The 20158-nt window shown below is 43.8% G+C and carries 17 protein-coding genes; 11 read left to right on the forward strand and 6 right to left on the reverse strand.

Annotated elements, in window-relative coordinates:
- Positions 1–11: 11 nt before the first annotated feature.
- Complete coding sequence (locus J4N37_RS04960; protein WP_503048339.1) at positions 12–665, forward strand: DUF2057 family protein; 654 nt, start codon at positions 12–14, stop codon at positions 663–665.
- Between the two features lie 70 nt (positions 666–735).
- Here J4N37_RS04960 and J4N37_RS04965 read toward each other — a convergent pair whose 3' ends face one another.
- Positions 736–1440 (reverse strand): pseudouridine synthase, encoded by a 705-nt coding sequence (locus J4N37_RS04965; RefSeq protein ID WP_252041805.1) that lies wholly within the window; start codon positions 1438–1440, stop codon positions 736–738.
- Between the two features lie 371 nt (positions 1441–1811).
- Between J4N37_RS04965 and J4N37_RS04970 the strand changes: the two genes are divergently transcribed.
- Entirely contained in the window at positions 1812–4037 is a 2226-nt protein-coding gene (locus J4N37_RS04970; RefSeq protein WP_252041807.1) for an NADP-dependent isocitrate dehydrogenase, read from the forward strand.
- A 147-nt stretch (positions 4038–4184) separates the two neighbouring features.
- On the opposite strand, the gene cspD is transcribed toward J4N37_RS04970, so the two are convergent.
- Entirely contained in the window at positions 4185–4403 is a 219-nt protein-coding gene (gene cspD / locus J4N37_RS04975; RefSeq protein WP_010447207.1) for a cold shock domain-containing protein CspD, read from the reverse strand.
- Positions 4404–5101: 698 nt separating this feature from the next.
- On the opposite strand from cspD, the gene clpS reads away from it, so the two are divergent.
- The 3 genes from clpS to J4N37_RS04990 all read left to right on the forward strand — a co-directional run bounded on the left by clpS (position 5102) and on the right by J4N37_RS04990 (position 8908).
- Positions 5102–5422 carry an ATP-dependent Clp protease adapter ClpS gene (gene clpS / locus J4N37_RS04980; protein ID WP_010447208.1) on the forward strand — a complete coding sequence of 107 codons (321 nt, stop codon included), beginning with the start codon at positions 5102–5104 and terminating at the stop codon, positions 5420–5422.
- A 48-nt stretch (positions 5423–5470) separates the two neighbouring features.
- Positions 5471–7741 (forward strand): ATP-dependent Clp protease ATP-binding subunit ClpA, encoded by a 2271-nt coding sequence (gene clpA, locus J4N37_RS04985; RefSeq protein ID WP_038885816.1) that lies wholly within the window; start codon positions 5471–5473, stop codon positions 7739–7741.
- Between the two features lie 129 nt (positions 7742–7870).
- Positions 7871–8908 carry a serine hydrolase domain-containing protein gene (locus tag J4N37_RS04990; RefSeq protein ID WP_252041808.1) on the forward strand — a complete coding sequence of 346 codons (1038 nt, stop codon included), beginning with the start codon at positions 7871–7873 and terminating at the stop codon, positions 8906–8908.
- A 59-nt stretch (positions 8909–8967) separates the two neighbouring features.
- Here the strand turns inward: J4N37_RS04990 and infA are convergent, their stop codons facing one another.
- From infA to aat, 3 genes are all read right to left on the reverse strand, one after another.
- The gene (gene infA / locus J4N37_RS04995; RefSeq protein ID WP_001040192.1) at positions 8968–9186 is read right to left on the reverse strand and encodes a translation initiation factor IF-1; all 219 of its coding nucleotides are present in this window, start codon (positions 9184–9186) and stop codon (positions 8968–8970) included.
- 80 nt (positions 9187–9266) lie between these two features.
- Positions 9267–9968, reverse strand: a complete 702-nt coding sequence (locus J4N37_RS05000; RefSeq protein WP_010447211.1) for an arginyltransferase — start codon at positions 9966–9968, stop codon at positions 9267–9269.
- Entirely contained in the window at positions 9965–10675 is a 711-nt protein-coding gene (aat, locus tag J4N37_RS05005) for a leucyl/phenylalanyl-tRNA--protein transferase (RefSeq protein ID WP_252041809.1), read from the reverse strand. Before aat ends, J4N37_RS05000 begins: the two co-directional genes overlap by 4 nt.
- 41 nt (positions 10676–10716) lie before the next feature.
- Between aat and J4N37_RS05010 the strand changes: the two genes are divergently transcribed.
- On the forward strand, positions 10717–11193 hold the full coding sequence (locus tag J4N37_RS05010) for an outer membrane lipoprotein (RefSeq protein WP_252041810.1): 477 nt from the start codon (positions 10717–10719) through the stop codon (positions 11191–11193).
- Between the two features lie 161 nt (positions 11194–11354).
- Positions 11355–12635 carry a 3-phosphoshikimate 1-carboxyvinyltransferase gene (aroA, locus tag J4N37_RS05015; RefSeq protein WP_038885820.1) on the forward strand — a complete coding sequence of 427 codons (1281 nt, stop codon included), beginning with the start codon at positions 11355–11357 and terminating at the stop codon, positions 12633–12635.
- A 60-nt stretch (positions 12636–12695) separates the two neighbouring features.
- Here aroA and J4N37_RS05020 read toward each other — a convergent pair whose 3' ends face one another.
- On the reverse strand, positions 12696–12944 hold the full coding sequence (locus J4N37_RS05020) for a YciN family protein (RefSeq protein ID WP_010447215.1): 249 nt from the start codon (positions 12942–12944) through the stop codon (positions 12696–12698).
- A gap of 479 nt (positions 12945–13423) precedes the next feature.
- Between J4N37_RS05020 and topA the strand changes: the two genes are divergently transcribed.
- From topA to J4N37_RS05040, 4 genes are all read left to right on the forward strand, one after another.
- On the forward strand, positions 13424–16051 hold the full coding sequence (gene topA, locus J4N37_RS05025) for a type I DNA topoisomerase (protein WP_010447216.1): 2628 nt from the start codon (positions 13424–13426) through the stop codon (positions 16049–16051).
- Between the two features lie 486 nt (positions 16052–16537).
- Entirely contained in the window at positions 16538–17755 is a 1218-nt protein-coding gene (gene glgC, locus J4N37_RS05030) for a glucose-1-phosphate adenylyltransferase (RefSeq protein WP_010447217.1), read from the forward strand.
- Complete coding sequence (gene glgA, locus J4N37_RS05035; RefSeq protein ID WP_252041812.1) at positions 17745–19202, forward strand: glycogen synthase GlgA; 1458 nt, start codon at positions 17745–17747, stop codon at positions 19200–19202. Before glgC ends, glgA begins: the two co-directional genes overlap by 11 nt.
- A 121-nt stretch (positions 19203–19323) precedes the next feature.
- On the forward strand, positions 19324–20127 hold the full coding sequence (locus J4N37_RS05040) for an alpha/beta fold hydrolase (protein WP_038885824.1): 804 nt from the start codon (positions 19324–19326) through the stop codon (positions 20125–20127).
- Positions 20128–20158: the final 31 nt, after the last annotated feature.

The following is a 20158-nucleotide window of genomic DNA, read 5'->3' on the forward strand; positions in this document are numbered from 1 at the left end:
TAAAAGCAGCAATGGTATTGTCTTTGTTTGCAAGTGCAAACCTGTACGCTGCGACAACTCTGGTAGTGCCTGAGGATGTGAAATTATTGTCTGTAAATATGGAGAAGCCAAAGTTAGAGGGCGGCTTATTTTCAGGTGAGAAAACGATGGAGCTCCCGGACGGAACAAACCAGATTGTTTTCAAATATCAGCCAGAGTTTGAAATCGGTGATGACATTAAAGGCGTTTATGGTGACGTCATCATAGCCAAATTCGATGCAACAGATGAAGAACTAACGTTCGAGTTACCTAAATTCAAAACTTATCGACAAGCACAAACAAACATTTCTCCGTTGGCGTGGCAGTTACTTGATTCTAAAGGGCAGCTAATTGATTTGGTTGAAGACGTATTAGAATCTGATGGCGTTCAAATCGGTCGTAACTATTCTCAAGAGGCACGCAACTACAATATCGCTGGTGGTCTTGCTAGTGTCGCGGTTACTTACGTGACAGTTAACCAACACCAACAAGCGGTAAGCGAAATAGAGCCTAAAGCTCAGGAAATTAAGAGTAGCCAGAAACACACAACTCAAGACAGCCAAATGGTTGATCTTTTAAAGACGATGTATAACAAAGCAACGCCACAAGAAAAAGAAACATTTAAGAAGTGGGTCGCTCAACAATAATCGTTATTTGTAGTAGTAAAAGCTAAAAAAGCAGGCTAATGCCTGCTTTTATGTTTTTTGAGGTTTGAAGTTAGAGTTTGATTTCTTTCCACTCTCCGGGTGTTAAATCATTAAGCTGTATATCGCCCATTGAGTAACGAACTAAACGCAGCGTTGGGAAGCCGATATGCGCTGTCATACGCCTAACTTGACGGTTTCGACCCTCAATGATGGTAATGGATAACCAAGTCGTGGGGATATTTGCTCTAAACCGGACGGGTGGGGTTCTGTCCCAGATCGCTGGCTCAGGCATCACTTCAACTTTTGCAGGTAACGTCATGCCGTCTCTCAGTTCCACTCCCTTTCGTAGCTTCTCTAAGTCTTCTTCTTGAGGCGCACCGTCTACCTGTACCCAATAGGTTTTTGGTGATTTCGATTGAGGCTGCGTTAACTTAGCCTGCAAGATGCCATCGTTTGTTAGCACCATCAGACCTTCACTGTCTCTATCCAATCGCCCTGCAGCGTATACATCTTTCACTGGGATGTAATCCGCTAAGGTTTTGCGACCATCCCCATCAGTAAACTGGCTTAACGTGTCATATGGCTTGTTGAAGATAATCACTTTACGATCTTCAGGTGCAATGCGTTGCCTCGCGGGTTTTGAGGATCGGGTTGTGCGGCCTGGCCTATTTTTAGCTGGTCCATTTGAATGGTTTGGCTTACTTGAGCGTTTAAAATGGCTTGATTTAGATTGGTTGCTGCGGCGACCTTTCTCATGACCCGTGCGAGATGACATGTTAACTACCTTGCAAAAATGTAAATGAACTGTGTTTGAAAGTTTTAAGTTTTCTTCTGATCGGCTATCATTTGCGCGCCTAAAACTAACAAAAGCGCACAGAATAATAGACTATTTAGTGTTATTTGTTTAATGATATAGCCAAGTTGCTTTTAGGGCGGTGTTCCTACATAAGCACAGCATAAAAGTAAACTTGGCACAAAGTGTACTCATGGATAGAGAGCCATAGAGCTTCAAACTATAAAAAAGAGTGCAAACCGCATGTCGCGTTGGTGAGGAGAAATGCACTACTAACGTTTAGCAATGCGTCAATTCAACAAACTCAGTTGCTGAGTTGTTCAGCTTAGTTGAGTAAAAAATAGGGAAATTTCATGCCTACAGAAAAACCTACAATTATCTACACAATCACTGATGAAGCCCCGGCGTTAGCAACCTATTCATTACTACCAATCATTCAATCGTTTACCGCATCGTCTGGCATTAATGTAGATACACGTGATATTTCGTTAGCGGGTCGTATTATCGCTAACTTCCCAGAGCATTTAAAAGAAGAGCAGCGCATCGGTGACGCGCTAACAGAACTTGGTGAGTTGGCAAAAACACCAGAAGCAAACATCATCAAGCTTCCAAACATTTCTGCGTCTATTCCACAGTTAAAAGCGGCTATTAAAGAGCTACAAGCAAAAGGCTACGAACTACCAAACTACCCAGAAGAACCGAGCACTTACGAAGAAGAAGCGATTAAAGCGACTTACGACAAAATCAAAGGTAGTGCGGTTAACCCAGTTCTACGCGAAGGTAACTCAGACCGTCGTGCGCCACTTTCAGTAAAGAATTACGCGAAGAAGAATCCACACTCAATGGGTGCATGGTCAGCTGATTCCCAATCTCATGTCTCAAGCATGGCGGACAACGATTTCTTCGGTAGTGAAAAGTCGACAACTGTTTCTGGTGCGACTGACGTAAAAATCGAATTTGTTGCTGCTGATGGTTCGGTAAAAGAACTTAAATCAGCATTCCCTCTGCAAGACAAAGAAGTGATCGATTGTTCAGTAATGAACAAGAAAGCGCTTGTTGAGTTCTTCGAGAAAGAAATTGCAGAAGCAAAACAACAAGACGTCCTGCTTTCTCTGCATATGAAAGCGACCATGATGAAGGTGTCGGATCCAGTTATCTTCGGCCACGCAGTTAAGGTTTACTACAAAGACGTATTTGCGAAATACGGCAAGCTGTTTGAAGAGCTAGGCGTTGATGTAAACAACGGTATCGGTGACGTATATGCGAAGATCGATGCGCTACCTGCGGAACAAAAAGCAGAAATCGAAGCGGCTATTCTTGCGGTATACGAAACGCAACCAGCACTAGCGATGGTGGATTCAGATCGTGGTATTACTAACCTACACGTACCAAGCGATATCATTGTTGATGCTTCTATGCCTGCAATGCTACGTGCTTCTGGCCAAATGTGGGGACCAGACGGTAAGCAGAAAGATACCAAAGCAATGATTCCAGATCGTAGCTATGCAGGTATTTACCAAGCGGTTATCGACTTCTGTAAAGAGCACGGCGCGTTTGACCCAACAACAATGGGTAGCGTTCCAAACGTAGGCCTAATGGCTCAGAAGGCCGAAGAATACGGTTCACACGATAAAACATTCATTCTAGATGCAGCAGGTACTGTACGCGTTGTAGATGCTTCTGGTGCAGTTCTTCTTGAGCAAGCTGTAGAAGAAGGTGACATCTTCCGTATGTGTCAGGTCAAAGATGCGCCGATCCAAGATTGGGTGAAACTTGCTGTAACTCGCGCTCGTGCTTCGGGTGCACCGGCTGTGTTCTGGCTTGATGAAGCGCGTGCTCACGATGCAGAGCTTATCAAGAAAGTAAATGCATACCTTCCTGCACACGACACTTCAGGTCTAGAAATTAAGATCCTTGCACCAATCGATGCATGTAAATTCTCTCTAGAGCGTATCAAAGAAGGTCTAGATACAATCTCGGTAACAGGTAACGTACTTCGCGACTACCTAACTGATTTGTTCCCAATCTTAGAGCTAGGTACATCTGCGAAGATGCTGTCTATCGTTCCACTTATGAATGGTGGCGGCCTATTCGAAACAGGTGCGGGCGGTTCAGCTCCTAAACACGTTCAACAGGTAGAGAAAGAGAACCACTTGCGTTGGGATTCTCTAGGTGAGTTCCTTGCACTTGCTGCGTCTCTTGAGCATCTAAGTACAGTTGCTGGCAATGCAAAAGCTCAAGTTCTGGCCGACGCACTTGATAAAGCGACAGGTGAGTTCCTCGATGAAAACAAATCACCTTCTCGCAAAGTTGGTGAGTTAGATAACCGCGGTAGCCATTACTACTTGGCATCGTACTGGGCGAAAGCTTTGGCTGAGCAAGCGGTCGACGCCGATCTTGCGGCAGAGTTTGCACCAGTAGCAAAAGCGTTGGCAGAGCAAGAAGACGCGATTGTTTCTGAGCTAAACAATGCCCAGGGTGTAAAAGGAGAGTTAGGTGGTTACTACTCTCTGGATGACGCTCTAGCATCGACATTGATGCGTCCAAGCGCGACGTTGAACGCTATTATCAACAAGTAACTCTGTACGCGCTACTTAGGTAGCGCGTGTCAAAGACTGATAAAAACAATAAACCCGCTTTAAGCGGGTTTATTTTTCTCTTCATAAAAGCAAGTTATGTTGTGCTTTGACGAGAGCAAATGGTTTGTCTTTCCGACAGCGCTTTATTTATTTGGCTAGGTCTTCTATTGGTACTACGCTGCTTGCGTGTGAACCTTTTGGACCTTTTTCAACCTCGTATGAGACTTGTTGGCCTGCTTTCAGTGTACGATAACCGTCCATTTGGATAGTAGAGTAGTGGGCGAATATGTCTCCCTCTTCTTGATCCGAACAGATAAACCCAAATCCTTTGGCATTGTTAAACCACTTTACTGTACCTGTAGCCATGCGTTTACATCCCTCATGCATTTTTTACTGATGTTGTTCTTCACTTCGGCCATACCTTTAGCCAAAGTACTTCTCTTAGCAATAATGCTAATACACGTCATTGTTGCGCAAACTCTCAGCGAAGCAGTAAGCCTCCAGCTACAACACCACTGAAAAAATATGCATCAACACATTCCACTGTAGTCAAAGAGGTGAGACAGTCAATAGCAAATATGTACAAAAAACAACATATTTGAAAACAAATCACTTTTGAGATTAACAATTTTGCAATGTCTTTTGTCAATATAATCTGAGAATTAGAGTATCGGTCTATAAGTGTGATTAAGAGTGGTAAAAGATACTATCCACAAGGCTTATATTAGAAAAATGTGTGGTAAGAGTTGAAACTGCATAAATAGTGAAATTAAGAGGGTGCTCGTGGAGTAAATGTGATCTCTGCCTTTTACTAGAGAGGGGGATAAATTCCACCAACGAAAAGTACTCAGTTGCTGGTTTAATAATCGACTTTTGTCCGTATCAGAAAATCTTTTATTTGCAGCGAGTGAACTGGTGGATTAGGCTCTATGTAAGAGAAAAATTTTATCAATCAAAGTGCATTTAGGTGCCTTATCTCACTACACCGCACGGTATGCTTATGGTAGTCTGTTGCGAAGCAGGTAAAACCATCAACCCTTTGATACGATAACTTTTAGATAGCCATGAGTAAAAATTTTGAATGGGTAACTCCAGACTCCGATCTTCTGGAGAAAGAAAGTACAAAAATTCAGCCTCCTAAGCTGTATAACGTTGTACTAAATAATGATGATTATACCCCTATGGATTTCGTCATAGAGATACTTGAGCGTTTCTTTTCACATGATATCGACAAAGCGACGCAAATTATGCTCAAGGTTCACTATGAAGGAAAGGCAGTCTGCGGAACTTTTAGCGCAGAAATTGCCGAAACAAAAGTAGCGCAAGTGACGATGTACTCAAGGGAAAATGAGCATCCGCTACTATGTACTATGGAGCAAGCGTAATAAGAAGACTTGCTCGAGCAACCCAAGTTGTTCTTTCGGGAGGTACTTATGCTAAATAAAGAACTAGAGTCAAGCCTTAACGGTGCATTCGCTCGTGCACGTGATAAACGCCACGAGTTCATGACTGTCGAACACCTCCTACTTGCATTATTGGAAAATGATGCAGCTAAGGAAGCCCTTCTAGCCTGCAAAGCGGACCTTGATGCTTTGCGAAATGAACTCGATATTTTTATCGACCAAACAACGCCGCTCATCCCAGAAAGTGATGAGACGCGCGAAACCCAGCCGACATTGAGTTTCCAGCGTGTACTTCAACGCGCCGTCTTCCATGTTCAGTCGTCTGGTCGCAGCGAAGTAACAGGGGCAAACGTCCTCGTTGCCATTTTCAGTGAGCAAGAATCTCACGCAGCTTATCTGCTCAAAAAGAACGACATTTCTCGTTTGGACATTGTTAACTTTATCTCTCACGGCATCACTAAAGCATCGGGCTCAAGTGAAGATTCTTCTTCGTCTGATTCGTTTGGCTCAGAAGCACCTGAAGAAACCAACCCAGAAGAGCGTCTGGAAAGCTTTGCAACTAACCTAAACCAAGTTGCGAAAGCAGGTAATATCGACCCATTGATTGGTCGTGACAAAGAGCTAGAACGCACGATCCAAGTACTGTGCCGTCGTCGTAAGAATAACCCATTACTTGTGGGTGAAGCTGGCGTAGGTAAAACGGCTATCGCGGAAGGTCTTGCGTGGAGAATTGTGGAAGGCCAAGTGCCTGAAGTGATTCAAAATAGCGTGATTTATTCCTTAGATATCGGCTCCCTACTGGCTGGTACTAAATACCGTGGTGATTTTGAGAAACGCTTTAAATCTGTTTTGAAGCAGCTTGAAAAAGAAGAAGACGCGATTCTGTTCATCGATGAAATTCATACCATCATCGGTGCGGGTGCAGCTTCTGGTGGTCAAGTCGATGCTGCTAATCTGATTAAGCCTCTGCTAAGCAGCGGTAAGTTGCGTTGTATCGGTTCAACGACGTACCAAGAGTACAGCAACATCTTTGAGAAAGAGCGTGCATTGTCGCGTCGTTTCCAAAAGATCGATGTAGTAGAGCCTTCTTTGGATGATACGACGAAGATCTTGATTGGTTTGAAACCTAAGTACGAAGCTCACCATGAAGTGCGTTACACCAACAAAGCGTTGCGCGCAGCAGTAGAGCTATCGGCGAAATACATTAATGAACGCCATCTACCAGACAAAGCTATCGACGTGATCGATGAAGCGGGTGCTCGCAGCCGCCTAGCACCAGCAAGTCGTCGTAAGAAGACCGTTGGCGTTGCAGACATCGAATCGATGGTTGCTAAGATGGCGCGCATTCCGGAAAAATCAGTGTCGTCTTCTGATAAAGACATTCTGAAGAATCTTGATGACAAGATGAAGATGTTGGTATTCGGTCAAGACAACGCGATTGATGCACTCTCTGAAGCGATTAAACTGTCGCGTGCAGGGCTTGGTGTAGATAACAAGCCTGTAGGTTCATTCCTGTTTGCTGGTCCTACTGGTGTTGGTAAAACAGAAGTCACCGTTCAGCTTTCAAAACTACTTGGTATTGAACTACTGCGCTTTGATATGTCTGAGTACGGTGAGCGTCACTCAGTAAGCCGCTTGATTGGTGCGCCTCCTGGTTACGTAGGCTATGACCAAGGTGGTCTGTTGACCGATGCTGTGCTTAAGCACCCTCATTCAGTCGTTCTGCTTGATGAAATCGAAAAAGCGCACCCAGATATCTTTAACTTGCTACTTCAAGTGATGGATAACGGCACGCTGACAGATAACAACGGCCGTAAAGCAGACTTCCGTAATGTTATTCTTGTGATGACAACCAACGCAGGTGTGGCTGAAACTGAGAAAAAATCGATTGGTCTTATCCAACAAGATAACAGCCATGACGCGATGGCGGAAATCAAGAAAGTGTTCACACCAGAGTTCCGTAACCGTCTAGATAACATCATCTGGTTTAATAGCTTGGATGAAGCAGTTATCCATCAAGTAGTTGATAAGTTCATCGTGGAGCTTCAAGTTCAATTGGATGCTCGTGGCGTATCGATGGAAGTATCACAAGATGCTCGTCATTGGTTAGCGCACAAAGGTTACGACAAAGCGATGGGGGCTCGCCCAATGGGACGTGTTATCCAAGAGCAGCTTAAGAAACCTTTGGCGAATGAACTTCTGTTCGGCTCATTGGTTGACGGTGGTACAGTGAAGGTGACACTAGTGAAAGACGAGCTTAAGTTTGAGTACTTGAGCGAGAAAGAAGCTGCGCTTCACTAACATTATCAGTTAGTCCTGGTAAAAGCGTGCGACGAGTCGCACGCTTTTTTTTTATTCTTATAGCACGCTGACGTCGCAAACCAATTCTGTTTTAGTCATGGGTAGGATATGGACTGGAGCGTCAATTCAATGAAACGACTATTAATCGTGCTGTGCTTGCTGTTGGTTGCTTGTGACAATAGTCATTTGCATATAGAGAAAAATACCGCAGTTTTTGAGCCTATAGTCGCTCGCATAGAACGAGGTAAAGCGGCAAACATCCATAGTTTGTTAGTCTGGCAGAATGATCGTTTAGTACTCGAACTTTATCGAGAGGGAAGCGGAAGAAATGGTAATTACCACACCGCTAACTTAGCCGTAGGTCGCGATGTCCTTCATAATGTTCACTCAGTAACCAAGTCGTTTGTAGCCACCCTTATCTTCATTGCGATTGATGAAGGTAAAATAGAAAGCTTAGATGTACCAATTTTTAGCTTTTTTCCTGAATATCAAGCTAGCGATCGAGATAAGAAGCTGAACATCACACTTCGAGACGTGATGAATATGTCGACTGGCTTTGCGTTGGATGAATTGAGCTCTCCGTACAAGCAGGGCAATATTTTTGCTCGGCACTATAATGCCAAAAACTTGCTTGAGCAGTTTTTGTCTACACCTCTCTCTTTTGAACCTGGAACTCGCTTTGCCTATAGCGGGCTCTCAACCATTGGGCTTTCTAAGGTGATTGAGAAAGTCTATGAAAAGCCTTTTACAAAGGTAATGAAAGAGAAGCTATTTTCTCCTCTCGGTATTGTTCAGTATCAATGGTTAACTCAATTAGGAAGTGGAGAGCCTGGGGCAGATTGGGGCTTACGCTTAACCTCAACTGATATGGGTAAATTTGGTCTTATGTGGCTGCATAAAGGTGAATATGCGGGCAAACGAGTTGTTGGCAACAAGTGGTTTGATGAATTGAGATTGAGCCAATTTACTGGCTATGAAATGGGGTACGGTCTGCATTTTTGGCAAGTATCAAATGTCAATAACGCTGTTGCCGCGGTAGGCATTGGTGAGCAATACATTATGATGCTACCAAGTAAAAATGCGGTAATTGTCGCGACAGCAGGTAACTATGATGTCGGTAACAGGCCGGTATTGCAACTCACAAAGGAACTGGCTGAATTGCTTTAGCATTAACTAAAAAACGGAGCAATAAGCTCCGTTTTTTATTTGCATCCGAAAATCTATGATTAACGAGCGCGGAAGACGATGCGGCCTTTAGATAGGTCGTATGGAGTCATCTCTACAGTTACTTTATCACCAGTAAGAATACGGATGTAGTTCTTACGCATCTTGCCAGAGATGTGTGCAGTCACAACGTGACCGTTTTCAAGTTCAACGCGGAACATAGTGTTTGGTAGAGTGTCAAGCACAGTGCCTTGCATCTCAATTACGTCTTCTTTAGCCATTTAATCCTCTTTAGAAATTAGGCGGTATTAGCGCGCTTATTTTGCCGCTAAACAGTAATTATGTAAAGTTGGAGCGTATTCTACCCTTGCCAACGCTGATTTACTAGCCTTTGGTGTCGTTGAAAGCGAGTTTTGTAGTTCATCGCTGGACATTCATCGATCTGATAGCCCAAATATAACCAATCTTTACTCTGTTTTTGACAGTACTCCAATTGAAACAGTACGGCTAATGTACCAAGAGATAAAGGAAAGTCAGGATCAAAGAAGGTATAAAATGCGCTTGCACAATGCTCCATTATATCGGTAACAGCAACGGCTAATAAGCGATGACTTTCGTCATAAATATGAAGGAACCCAGTGGTTAACCATGTCGTTTGAGCAAATCGTTCAAACTCATCTTCTTTTGGGGGGTACATGGTTCCATTTTTGTGCCTTTGGCAAATGTAATGGCTGTAGAGCTCAAACCAACCATCGTCGAGTTTACTTTTCATTTCCCAATAAAAAGTTTGGCCTTTCTTGAGTAACCGCTTTTGACTCTTTGAGGCGACAAAATCCTGCACTGCAATACGAATGGGCTGGCAAGCATTACAGTTTTCACAATGAGGTTTATAAATCGTGTCACCGCTGCGACGGAACCCATTGGCCATCAAAATCTGATAGTTCTGTTCGTTGTGTAGACTAGCATCAAGCGCAACGGCCACGCGCTCTTCACGCTCTGGTAAGTAGCTGCATGGATGATTGTTCGTTAAACCGATACGAATTTGTTGCAGATCCGTGCTCATGATACGACGCCTTGAAGAGTTTGTGGTTCGAATGTTCCCAGATTGGTTTTCTTGTCTCTTAAAGATAGTAGTTTTTGGACGAACTCGTCACGTTCAATTTCAATTGCTCCAAGTGACTTAAGATGCGGGTTCATTACCTGGCAATCGATCAATTGACCCTGGTTTGACGCCAAATGTTCGCATAAATACCACAATGCAATTTTGGAGGCGTTGTCTTTAAGGCTGAACATTGATTCACCACAAAAAAGTTGCCCTACGCTAATACCGTATAAACCGCCAATTAATTTCTCATCGTGCCATACTTCTACAGAGTGGCAATGGCCGCGTTTTGCTAGCTCAATATATGAAGTTTGCATCTCTTCATTGAGCCAAGTTTCTTCTGCTGGGCGAGTTGAAGAGCATAGCTGAATGACGCGTTCAGTTGCGTTGTTTAATGTTACTTTATACTGTTGTTTACGCTGAAACTTTTTTAAGCTTTTGGAAGGCTTAAATGTCAAAGGAGCAAATACAGCGCGCGGTGATGGGCTCCACCAAAGAATCGGCTCTCCGGGACCATACCAAGGGAAAATACCTTGATGGTAGCCATTAAGAATACGTTCAGGATTCAGGTCACCACCAAAAGCGAGCAAACCGTTTGGATCGCTCAATGCTTCGTAAGGTGATGGAAATGAGAGCGAATCACCAAGTTCAGTTAGATAGATAGCCATAAAGATAAAATTACCAACATCAGAGCCTATAGGAGCTTATTATGAGCGGAGTAATATTTAATATAAAACGATGGGCATGGATCATACTGTTTTTGCCATTTTTCGCCAATGCAGCTTATGAAAGAAATGTAGCAAAACCCGTGAATCAAGTCGTGTATGGTAAAGTTGATTCTGTGCGATACATAACGCAGCAAGAGATAAAACAGTCACAAAGTACCGGCTGGGAAACATTGCTCGGAGCTACCATCGGTGGTTTAGTTGGTAACCAATTTGGTGGTGGTACGGGCAAAGAAGTAGCGACTGCAGTTGGTGCGCTTGCTGGCGCTGCGGTAGTCAGAAATCGCGGCAATTACGAATATACCGTGGAATACAAGTTGGTAGAACTGCTGATCAAGGTTGATGGCAACAAACTTATCAACGTAATACAAGACGTTGATAATACTATGTTGTTTTCCCGAGGTGATGATGTTCGAATCTTGTACTTTGATGATGGCGTTAGAGTCGACATTGCCTATTAAGCCAACGTTTGCGTTACAAAAGCAAGGCTGATTAATTATTCAAAAAATAGCTTAGGTTTGCTCTGGTTTTGTGGCGGTTTTTTCGTTAGTCTGAATTTACGAAGAATTGTTTAGCTCTCAAAAACGGTTAAGTTGAGAGCACAAAGGATTATCAACTTTTAATGGAAAGCCTAACGTTACAACCTATCAATAAAATTCAAGGGGAAGTGAACCTTCCTGGGTCAAAAAGCGTTTCCAACCGAGCTTTGCTTCTTGCTGCACTAGCAAAAGGCACCACTCGTTTGACCAACCTTCTCGACAGCGATGATATTCGTCATATGTTGAACGCGCTGACTAAGCTTGGCGTTCAATACAAATTGTCTGAAGACAAAACGGAATGTGTCGTAGAAGGTCTTGGCCGACCTTTTTCTGTTTCTGAACCAGTTGAGCTTTTTCTAGGCAATGCAGGTACAGCGATGCGTCCACTTGCAGCTGCTCTATGTTTAGGTGAAGGTGAGTATGTTCTTACCGGCGAGCCTCGCATGAAAGAACGCCCAATTGGTCATCTAGTTACTGCGTTGAAAGCAGCGGGTGCAGATGTAACTTACCTAGAGAGTGAAAATTATCCACCACTAAAAATCATAGGAACGGGACTTAAGTCTGGCTCTGTATCTATTGATGGTTCAATCTCTAGCCAATTCCTTACCGCATTTCTTATGTCAGCACCGTTGGCTGAAGGTGAAATTCGTATCAATATCGAAGGTGAGTTGGTTTCTAAACCTTACATCGATATCACGTTGCACATCATGAAGCAGTTTGGTGTGGAAGTGATCAACAATGATTACCAAGAATTCGTGATTCCTGCTGGCCAGCAATATGTCGCTCCGGGTGATTTCTTGGTGGAAGGTGATGCGTCATCGGCTTCTTACTTCTTGGCTGCCGCAGCGATCAAAGGTGGTGAAGTTAAAGTCACTGGTATTGGTAAAAATAGTATTCAGGGTGATATTCAATTCGCTGATGCGCTTGAAAAAATGGGTGCAGAAATCGAATGGGGCGATGATTACGTCATTTCTCGTGTTGGCCAATTGAAAGGCATCGATATGGATTACAACCATATCCCAGATGCGGCAATGACCATTGCGACGACTGCGCTGTTTGCTGAAGGCACTACCGCTATTCGTAATGTATACAACTGGCGTGTAAAAGAGACTGACCGTTTATCTGCAATGGCGACAGAGCTTCGTAAAGTTGGCGCAGAGGTGGAAGAGGGTGAAGATTACATCATCGTGAAGCCAGTATCACAGCTTACGCATGCTGCGATTGATACCTACGATGATCACCGCATGGCGATGTGCTTTTCGCTGGTGGCGCTAAGTGATACGCCGGTGACGATTAACGATCCTAAGTGTACGTCAAAGACATTCCCAGACTACTTCGATAAATTGAAAGCATTGAGCTGTTAATTAATCGTATTGAAAGAGAAAAGCCAGAGTGAGTGCTCTGGCTTTTTTATTGAATTTTAATTATTTATTCAATGTGAATTCTTTAGAAAGATGATGCGCTAGGTATTTAAACATGTTGAATACCGCGGTTGTCTTCGGTGTCGGTAGGCCTTTCTCATCCAAGAAATATTCACCTTTAAATACCAAAACATCGTCTTTTTCTTCAACACTTGTTGCACGCATCCCTTCGATAAAGTCATCGTGCTCTTGGATAATTTGGTTTGCAATCAAAAGAAGGTCAAATTCTTCAATGTGTTTTCTGTCAGACATAGCACTCTCGTCATTCAATGAAACTTGATGGGGCGCAGTATACCCTCAATTGTCTTAGGTTTGCAGGCTAAAAACTGTGATTGCGTGTTTTACGAACATCGCACGTTAATATAGAGGGAGTAGCGAAGCGATTCTCATCTGCAAATAGCCAATATTTCATTGCCATAACTTAAGGTTACGTTCTAATCGCTTATGACAAATTATTTTGTGATGAGAGACAAAATTTATTGAATTCGACTAGCGAGAGGAAACTTTGCCTGCTTAGTATATGCCGCTCAAGACCTTTTGCAGAACCCTGACTTGTCAAAGTATAAAGGCGATGAATTGTCAACCAATCGGATCTGAATTTCAAAAAAGCAGTTGATCTTCTTTTCATCTCGCACAATAGTAAAAAAAGAAGCAATGAAATAGAACATTATGCGGGTAGCTTCCTTTGGGAGTTTTAACCCGCATTATTATGAAGGACGTTAGAGTCAGTTATGGGTAAATCACTCGTTATAGTGGAGTCACCAGCCAAGGCAAAGACGATAAACAAGTACCTTGGTAAAGACTTTATTGTTAAGTCTAGTGTTGGTCACGTGCGTGATCTCCCTACGGCCGGTCAAAGCACTGGTGAGAAAAAAGCCGCGGCAATTTCTACAAAAGGAATGAGCCCAGAAGAAAAAGCGCGAGTCAAAAAAGAAAAAGACCGTAAAGCTTTGATCAAAAAAATGGGGATTAACCCATATCATGACTGGGAAGCGAACTACCAAATCCTTCCAGGTAAAGAAAAAGTTGTAAGCGAACTGCAAAAATTAGCCAAAGATGCTGACCACGTCTATCTCGCAACCGATTTGGACCGCGAGGGGGAAGCAATCGCATGGCACCTTCGTGAGATCATCGGCGGCGATGAAGAGCGATACAAACGCGTAGTTTTTAACGAGATTACTAAGAATGCAATCCAACAAGCTTTCCAAACACCTGGTGAGCTAAATATGGATGGTGTTAACGCACAGCAAGCACGTCGATTCATGGACCGCGTTGTTGGTTTCATGGTTTCGCCATTGCTATGGAAGAAAGTGGCACGTGGTCTGTCTGCTGGTCGTGTACAGTCGGTAGCGGTGAAGCTGTTGGTTGAGCGCGAACGTGAGATTAATGCTTTTATTCCAGAAGAATTCTGGGATATCAACGCAAATACGCACACTAAAGACAAGACTGCATTCAAACTTCTTGTTGCGCAAAAAGATGGCGTTGCGTTTAAGCCAGTCAACGAGACAGAGACCAAAGCAGCGCTTTCAGTACTGGAAAAAGCGAGCTACGAAGTTTGTAAGCGTGAAGACCGCCCAACAAAGAGTAAGCCGTCTGCACCGTACATCACTTCAACACTGCAACAAGCGGCAAGTACTCGTCTTGGCTACGGCGTTAAGAAGACAATGATGCTCGCGCAGCGTTTGTATGAAGCGGGTTACATCACCTATATGCGTACCGACTCAACCAACTTGAGTGCGGAAGCAGTAGATGCGGTTCGTGGATTCATCGGCTCTGAGTATGGAGACAAGTACCTTCCTGCTAAACCGCTAACGTACGGTAGCAAAGAGGGCGCACAAGAAGCGCACGAAGCGATTCGTCCTTCAGATGTTTCTGTGAAATCAGAAGACCTACAAGGTGTTGATGCGGACGCACACAAACTTTATTCATTGATCTGGAATCAGTTCGTTGCCTGTCAAATGACGCCAGCAGAATACGATTCAACGACAATCAGTGTGAAGGCGGCAGAATACACGCTAAAAGCGAAAGGCCGTATCCTCAAGTTTGACGGTTGGACTCGCGTACAACGCCCAATGGGTAAAAACGAAGATACGATTCTTCCAGCCGTTCAGTTAGGCGAAAAGCTAGACCTAGAGTCACTAGAGCCTAAACAGCACTTTACTAAGCCACCTGCACGTTTTACAGAAGCGGCATTGGTTAAAGAGCTTGAGAAGCGCGGCATTGGTCGTCCTTCAACTTACGCTTCTATCATCTCTACGATCCAAGATCGCGGCTATGTGAAAGTTGAGCAGCGTCGTTTCTACGCAGAGAAGATGGGCGAGATCGTTACAGACCGCCTAGATGACAGCTTTAACGACCTAATGAACTACGACTTCACAGCTCGTATGGAACAGAAGCTTGACCAAATCGCAGAAGGCGATGTGATGTGGAAAGATGTCCTAGACAACTTCTTCACCGACTTCACTGGCGATCTTGAGAAAGCGGAACAGGACGAAAACGAAGGCGGCATGAAGCTGAATCACATCGTGATGACAGACATCGAGTGTCCGACTTGTAGCCGTCCAATGGGTATCCGTACTGCATCTACGGGTGTATTCCTGGGCTGTTCTGGTTATGCATTACCACCTAAAGAGCGTTGTAAGACAACGATTAACTTGGGTGATGAAGATGGCATCATCAATGTTCTAGAAGAAGATGTAGAAACTGCAGCGCTGCGCGCGAAGAAGCGTTGTCCTATCTGTGAAACGGCGATGGATGCGTACCTGATCGACGATAAGCGTAAGATGCACGTTTGTGGTAACAACCCGAACTGTGAAGGCTACATCGTTGAACACGGCGAGTTCAAAGTGAAAGGCTATGATGGCCCAGTTGTTGAGTGTGACAAGTGTGGCTCTGACATGGTGCTTAAGAACGGTCGCTTTGGTAAATACATGGACTGTACGAGTGAGACGTGTAAGAACACTCGTAAGATTCTGAAGAATGGCGAAGTTGCGCCTCCGAAAGAAGATCCAGTTCATTTCCCTGAACTGCCATGCGAAAACTCAGATGCGTACTTTGTTCTACGTGATGGTGCTTCTGGCCTGTTTATGGCAGCAAGTAACTTCCCTAAATCACGTGAAACTCGTGCTCCGCTGGTATCTGAACTGGCGCGTTTTGAAGAACGTTTGCCTGAAAAGTTCAAATATTTAGCAACAGCACCGCAGGAAGATCCGGATGGTCGCCCAGCTGTAGTTCGATTTAGTCGTAAAACTAAGGAGAACTATGTGCGTTCTGAAGAAAACGGAAAACCAAGTGGGTGGACCGCTCTTTATAACGAAGGCAAGTGGGATATCACTGATAAGCGTAAAAAAGCGAAGTAATTCGATTCTATAACGACAAAGGCAGCTAACAAGCTGCCTTTTTTATTTTCAAAACCCTTCAATTTTTGATTGTCATAGAGCTTTCATCAAGACGCCGTATTTTTATTAAACACACCTATTTGTACGCTTGCTGTGTGTAAATTGTTTTCATGATGTAAACGATTGCGTTGCTTAGTGTGACCGAATTATCGTCTTGAGCAAGTAACCTCTGTACGCGACACAGAATGGCATATTTAAAATTGTAATTTAATTCCAATTCGATAATTTAATACCTAATAAGTGCAACCGATTGCTGCCAATTAGTATAAAAACAAACCGAATAAATACGGCAGTAGAAAGGAAAGCACAATAGCTTAATTTTGCTCGCTAACTCACGGTTAGAGTTGGTGGAGTAGATACTATAAGGTATCCGCTCGATTACCCCTGAGGCTTATCATGATCGAGTGGATATGGAAATCCAAGCTATAACTATATGGAGAACAACGAATGGCTGGTGTTTTGGGAATGATTCTTGCTGGCGGTGAAGGCTCTCGTCTGAGGCCTTTAACGGAATCCCGCAGTAAACCTTCGGTCCCTTTTGGCGGAAGTTACCGACTTATTGATTTCGCTTTGAACAACTTCGTGAATGCGGATTTGATGCGCATTTACGTCCTTACTCAATTTAAATCTCAATCTTTATTCCATCACATGAAAAAGGGATGGAACATCAATGGCATCACAGATCGTTTTATTGACCCGATCCCTGCCCAGATGCGTACGGGTAAGCGTTGGTATGAAGGTACAGCAGATGCTATCTACCAAAACCTGCGTTTTATGGAGTTGGCTGAGCCTGATCAGGTATGTATTTTTGGTTCAGATCATATCTATAAAATGGACATCAAACAGATGTTGGCTTTCCACGAAGAGAAAGAAGCTTCGTTAACGGTTTCCGCATTACGTATGCCACTTTCGGAAGCATCCCAGTTTGGAGTGATAGAAGTGGATGCGGAAGGGCGTATGATCGGTTTTGAAGAAAAACCAGAAAGTCCGAAATCTATCCCAGGTGATCCAGAGCATGCACTTGTATCTATGGGGAACTATGTATTCGAAGCTCAGACCTTGTTCGCTGAACTGATTGAAGATGCTGACAATGAAGCTTCAACGCATGATTTTGGCAAAGACATCATTCCTAAGATGTTCCCACGTGGCGATGTGTTTGTTTATGACTTCAGTACTAACCGCATCACTGGCGAGAAAGAAGAAGTTTACTGGCGCGATGTAGGTACGATTGATGCGTACTGGCAAGCTCATATGGATCTTCTCGAGAAAGACGCTCCGTTCTCTCTATACAACCGAAAGTGGCCACTGCATACTTATTACCCACCATTGCCACCGGCGACCTTTACTGACTCTGTTAATGGTCGAGTGCAGATCATCGACAGCTTGGTATGTAACGGCAGCTACGTGCGTGGTTCACGTATTGAAAAGTCAGTACTTGGATTCCGCAGCAACATTGCTTCAGCGTGTGACATTAGCCAGTGTATTTTGTTGGGCGATGTGAAAGTCGGGGAAGGTTGTGTGCTTCGTCGCGTGATTGTCGACAAAGACGCAGATATTGCTCCAGGTACACAAATTGGGGTAAATCTACAAGAAGATAAGAAACACTACCATGTGTCAGATGATGGCATTGTTGTAATTCCAAAAGGAGCACGTGTTGGCTACTAACAATTTGTCTGTTCTGTTTGTAGCGTCTGAAGTCGAAGGACTGATTAAAAGTGGTGGCTTGGCTGATGTAGCCAAGGCACTGCCGGAAGCCCTTCAAAATCTTCAGCAAGATGTACGAATTTCTATTCCAGCTTATACCGGTATAGAGCAACTGTCAGAAGCTGAGACGGTTCTAGAGACAGAACTAACGAGTTGGCCTCATACTGCTTATCGAGTTCTAAAACTGATGCTTGGGGACAATCTGGTTTACTTAATTGATTGTCCGCCGTATTTCAATCGTCCTTCTATGTATGCGGAGAATAACCAAGCTTATTCAGACAATGGCGAACGTTTTGCATTTTTTAGTGCTGCTTGCCTTGATATGTTACCAAAGCTAGGCTTTCAACCAGACATCGTACACGCTAATGATTGGCATACGGGCTTAGTTCCATTCCTACTCAAACATCGTTATGGCGACGACGCCTTTTTTGCAAATACTCGCAGTGTAATCTCGATTCATAATGCGGTATTTAAAGGGGTATTTAGTTACGATGATGTTCAGTGCCTCCCTGAATTTCATAGTCGAAACGTATCAGACGCAGCGGTAAGTGCGACACACATCACCATGCTCAAAGCAGGCGTGATGAACGCAGATAAAATCAATGCAGTAAGTCCGACTTATGCAGAAGAGCTTAAGACTGAACTCGGTAGCCATGGCATGGCATGGGAGTTTCAACAACGTGCTGATGATTTAGTGGGCATTCTAAATGGCTGCGATTACAGTGCATGGAATCCGGAAACAGATCCTAGTTTACCACTGAACTACAAAGCGAATCGGCAAAGTATGGTGCGTGGTAAGAATACCTGTAAGAAAGCCCTACAAGATAAGTTGGGGCTTGGTGCGTCAGATTGCGCGATGTTTGGTATGGTGTGCCGCCTAACGCAGCAAAAGGGTGTGCATTATTTGCTACCAGTATTGGCAGACTTTCTGAAACACGATGTTCAAGTCGTGGTGGTGGGAACGGGAGACCCTATTCTTGCCGCTCAATTGAAAGAAGTCGCAGCGCAGTTTGCAAATAAGTTTGTTTTTGTGGAAGCATACGATAATGAACTCGCACACCTTGTTGAGGCTGGTTCTGATTTCTTCCTGATGCCTTCAGAGTTTGAACCTTGTGGTTTGAATCAGATCTACAGTATGGCTTATGGCACCTTGCCTATCGTTCGTGGGGTTGGTGGCTTGAAAGATAGCGTTAATGACTACGATGTGGACATTGAAGAAGCCACAGGTTTTGTGTTCTATGAGCCGACACCGCAAGCATTGCTGCTGACTATGCTAAGAGCTCTATTGCTCTACGCACAGAGTCCGAACGAAGTAAAGCGTGTTCAGCTTCATGCGATGCAAAGGGATTTCTGCTGGCATAAAGCCGCAGAAGAATATTTGCAGTTGTATAGGTCTGCGTTAAATTAACGCAAAATTTTTAAAAAATGTAACTAAAGGCACCGAATGAGGTGCCTTTATTACCTTGCCCTTATAGAGTGTGGTACGATTTACTCACTCTTTTTATACAGAACGTTTTCCAGACTGATAAATGACTCAGCCACTTCTATTCCATAAAACCTATTTACACCCTACCAGTAATGAGTGGGTCGTTTTCGTGCATGGTGCTGGTGGCAGTTCTTCAATATGGTTCAAGCAACTTAAGGCTTATAAAGAACATTTTAATTTGCTCTTAATTGACCTTCGAGGACATGGAAAGTCAAACCAGTTAATCAAAGAATTGATGACAAGTCGCTACACCTTTACGGAGGTAACGCAAGACATTCTAAAAGTGTTGGATCACTTGAAAATCCAATCTGCACATTTTGTTGGTATGTCACTTGGAACGATCATCGTCCGTAACCTCGCGGAGCTTGCTTCTGAGCGTGTTCGTTCTATGGTGCTTGGTGGTGCGGTGACACGTTTGAACACGCGTTCACAAATTCTGGTGAAATTGGGTAATTTAGGCAAACACATTTTGCCTTACATGTGGCTGTATAAGTTGTTTGCCTATATTGTGATGCCACAGAAAAATCAGCGTGAGTCGCGTCATCTATTTATCCGTGAAGCGAAAAAGTTGTGCCAAAAAGAGTTCAAGCGATGGTTTATCTTGGCCGCAGACGTTAACCCGTTGATGAAATATTTTAAGGATCGTGAACTCCCGATTCCGACGCTGTATTTAATGGGTGATCGGGACTATATGTTCATCAAGCCAGTTAAGGAGATGGTCGCAGTGCATAAGCAGAGTGTATTACGCGAAATCCCCGATTGTGGCCACGTATGCAATGTAGAAAGACCAGATGATTTTAACCAACATTCCATCGAGTTCATTAAGCAGCAAAGTTTAGCTGCTTAACGCAACGCTAGGTCAAAGCAATAGAAAAAAT

Origin of the sequence: Vibrio sp. SCSIO 43153 (assembly GCF_023716625.1) — a bacterium.
In the GTDB taxonomy this organism is placed as follows: Bacteria; Pseudomonadota; Gammaproteobacteria; order Enterobacterales; family Vibrionaceae; genus Vibrio; species Vibrio rotiferianus.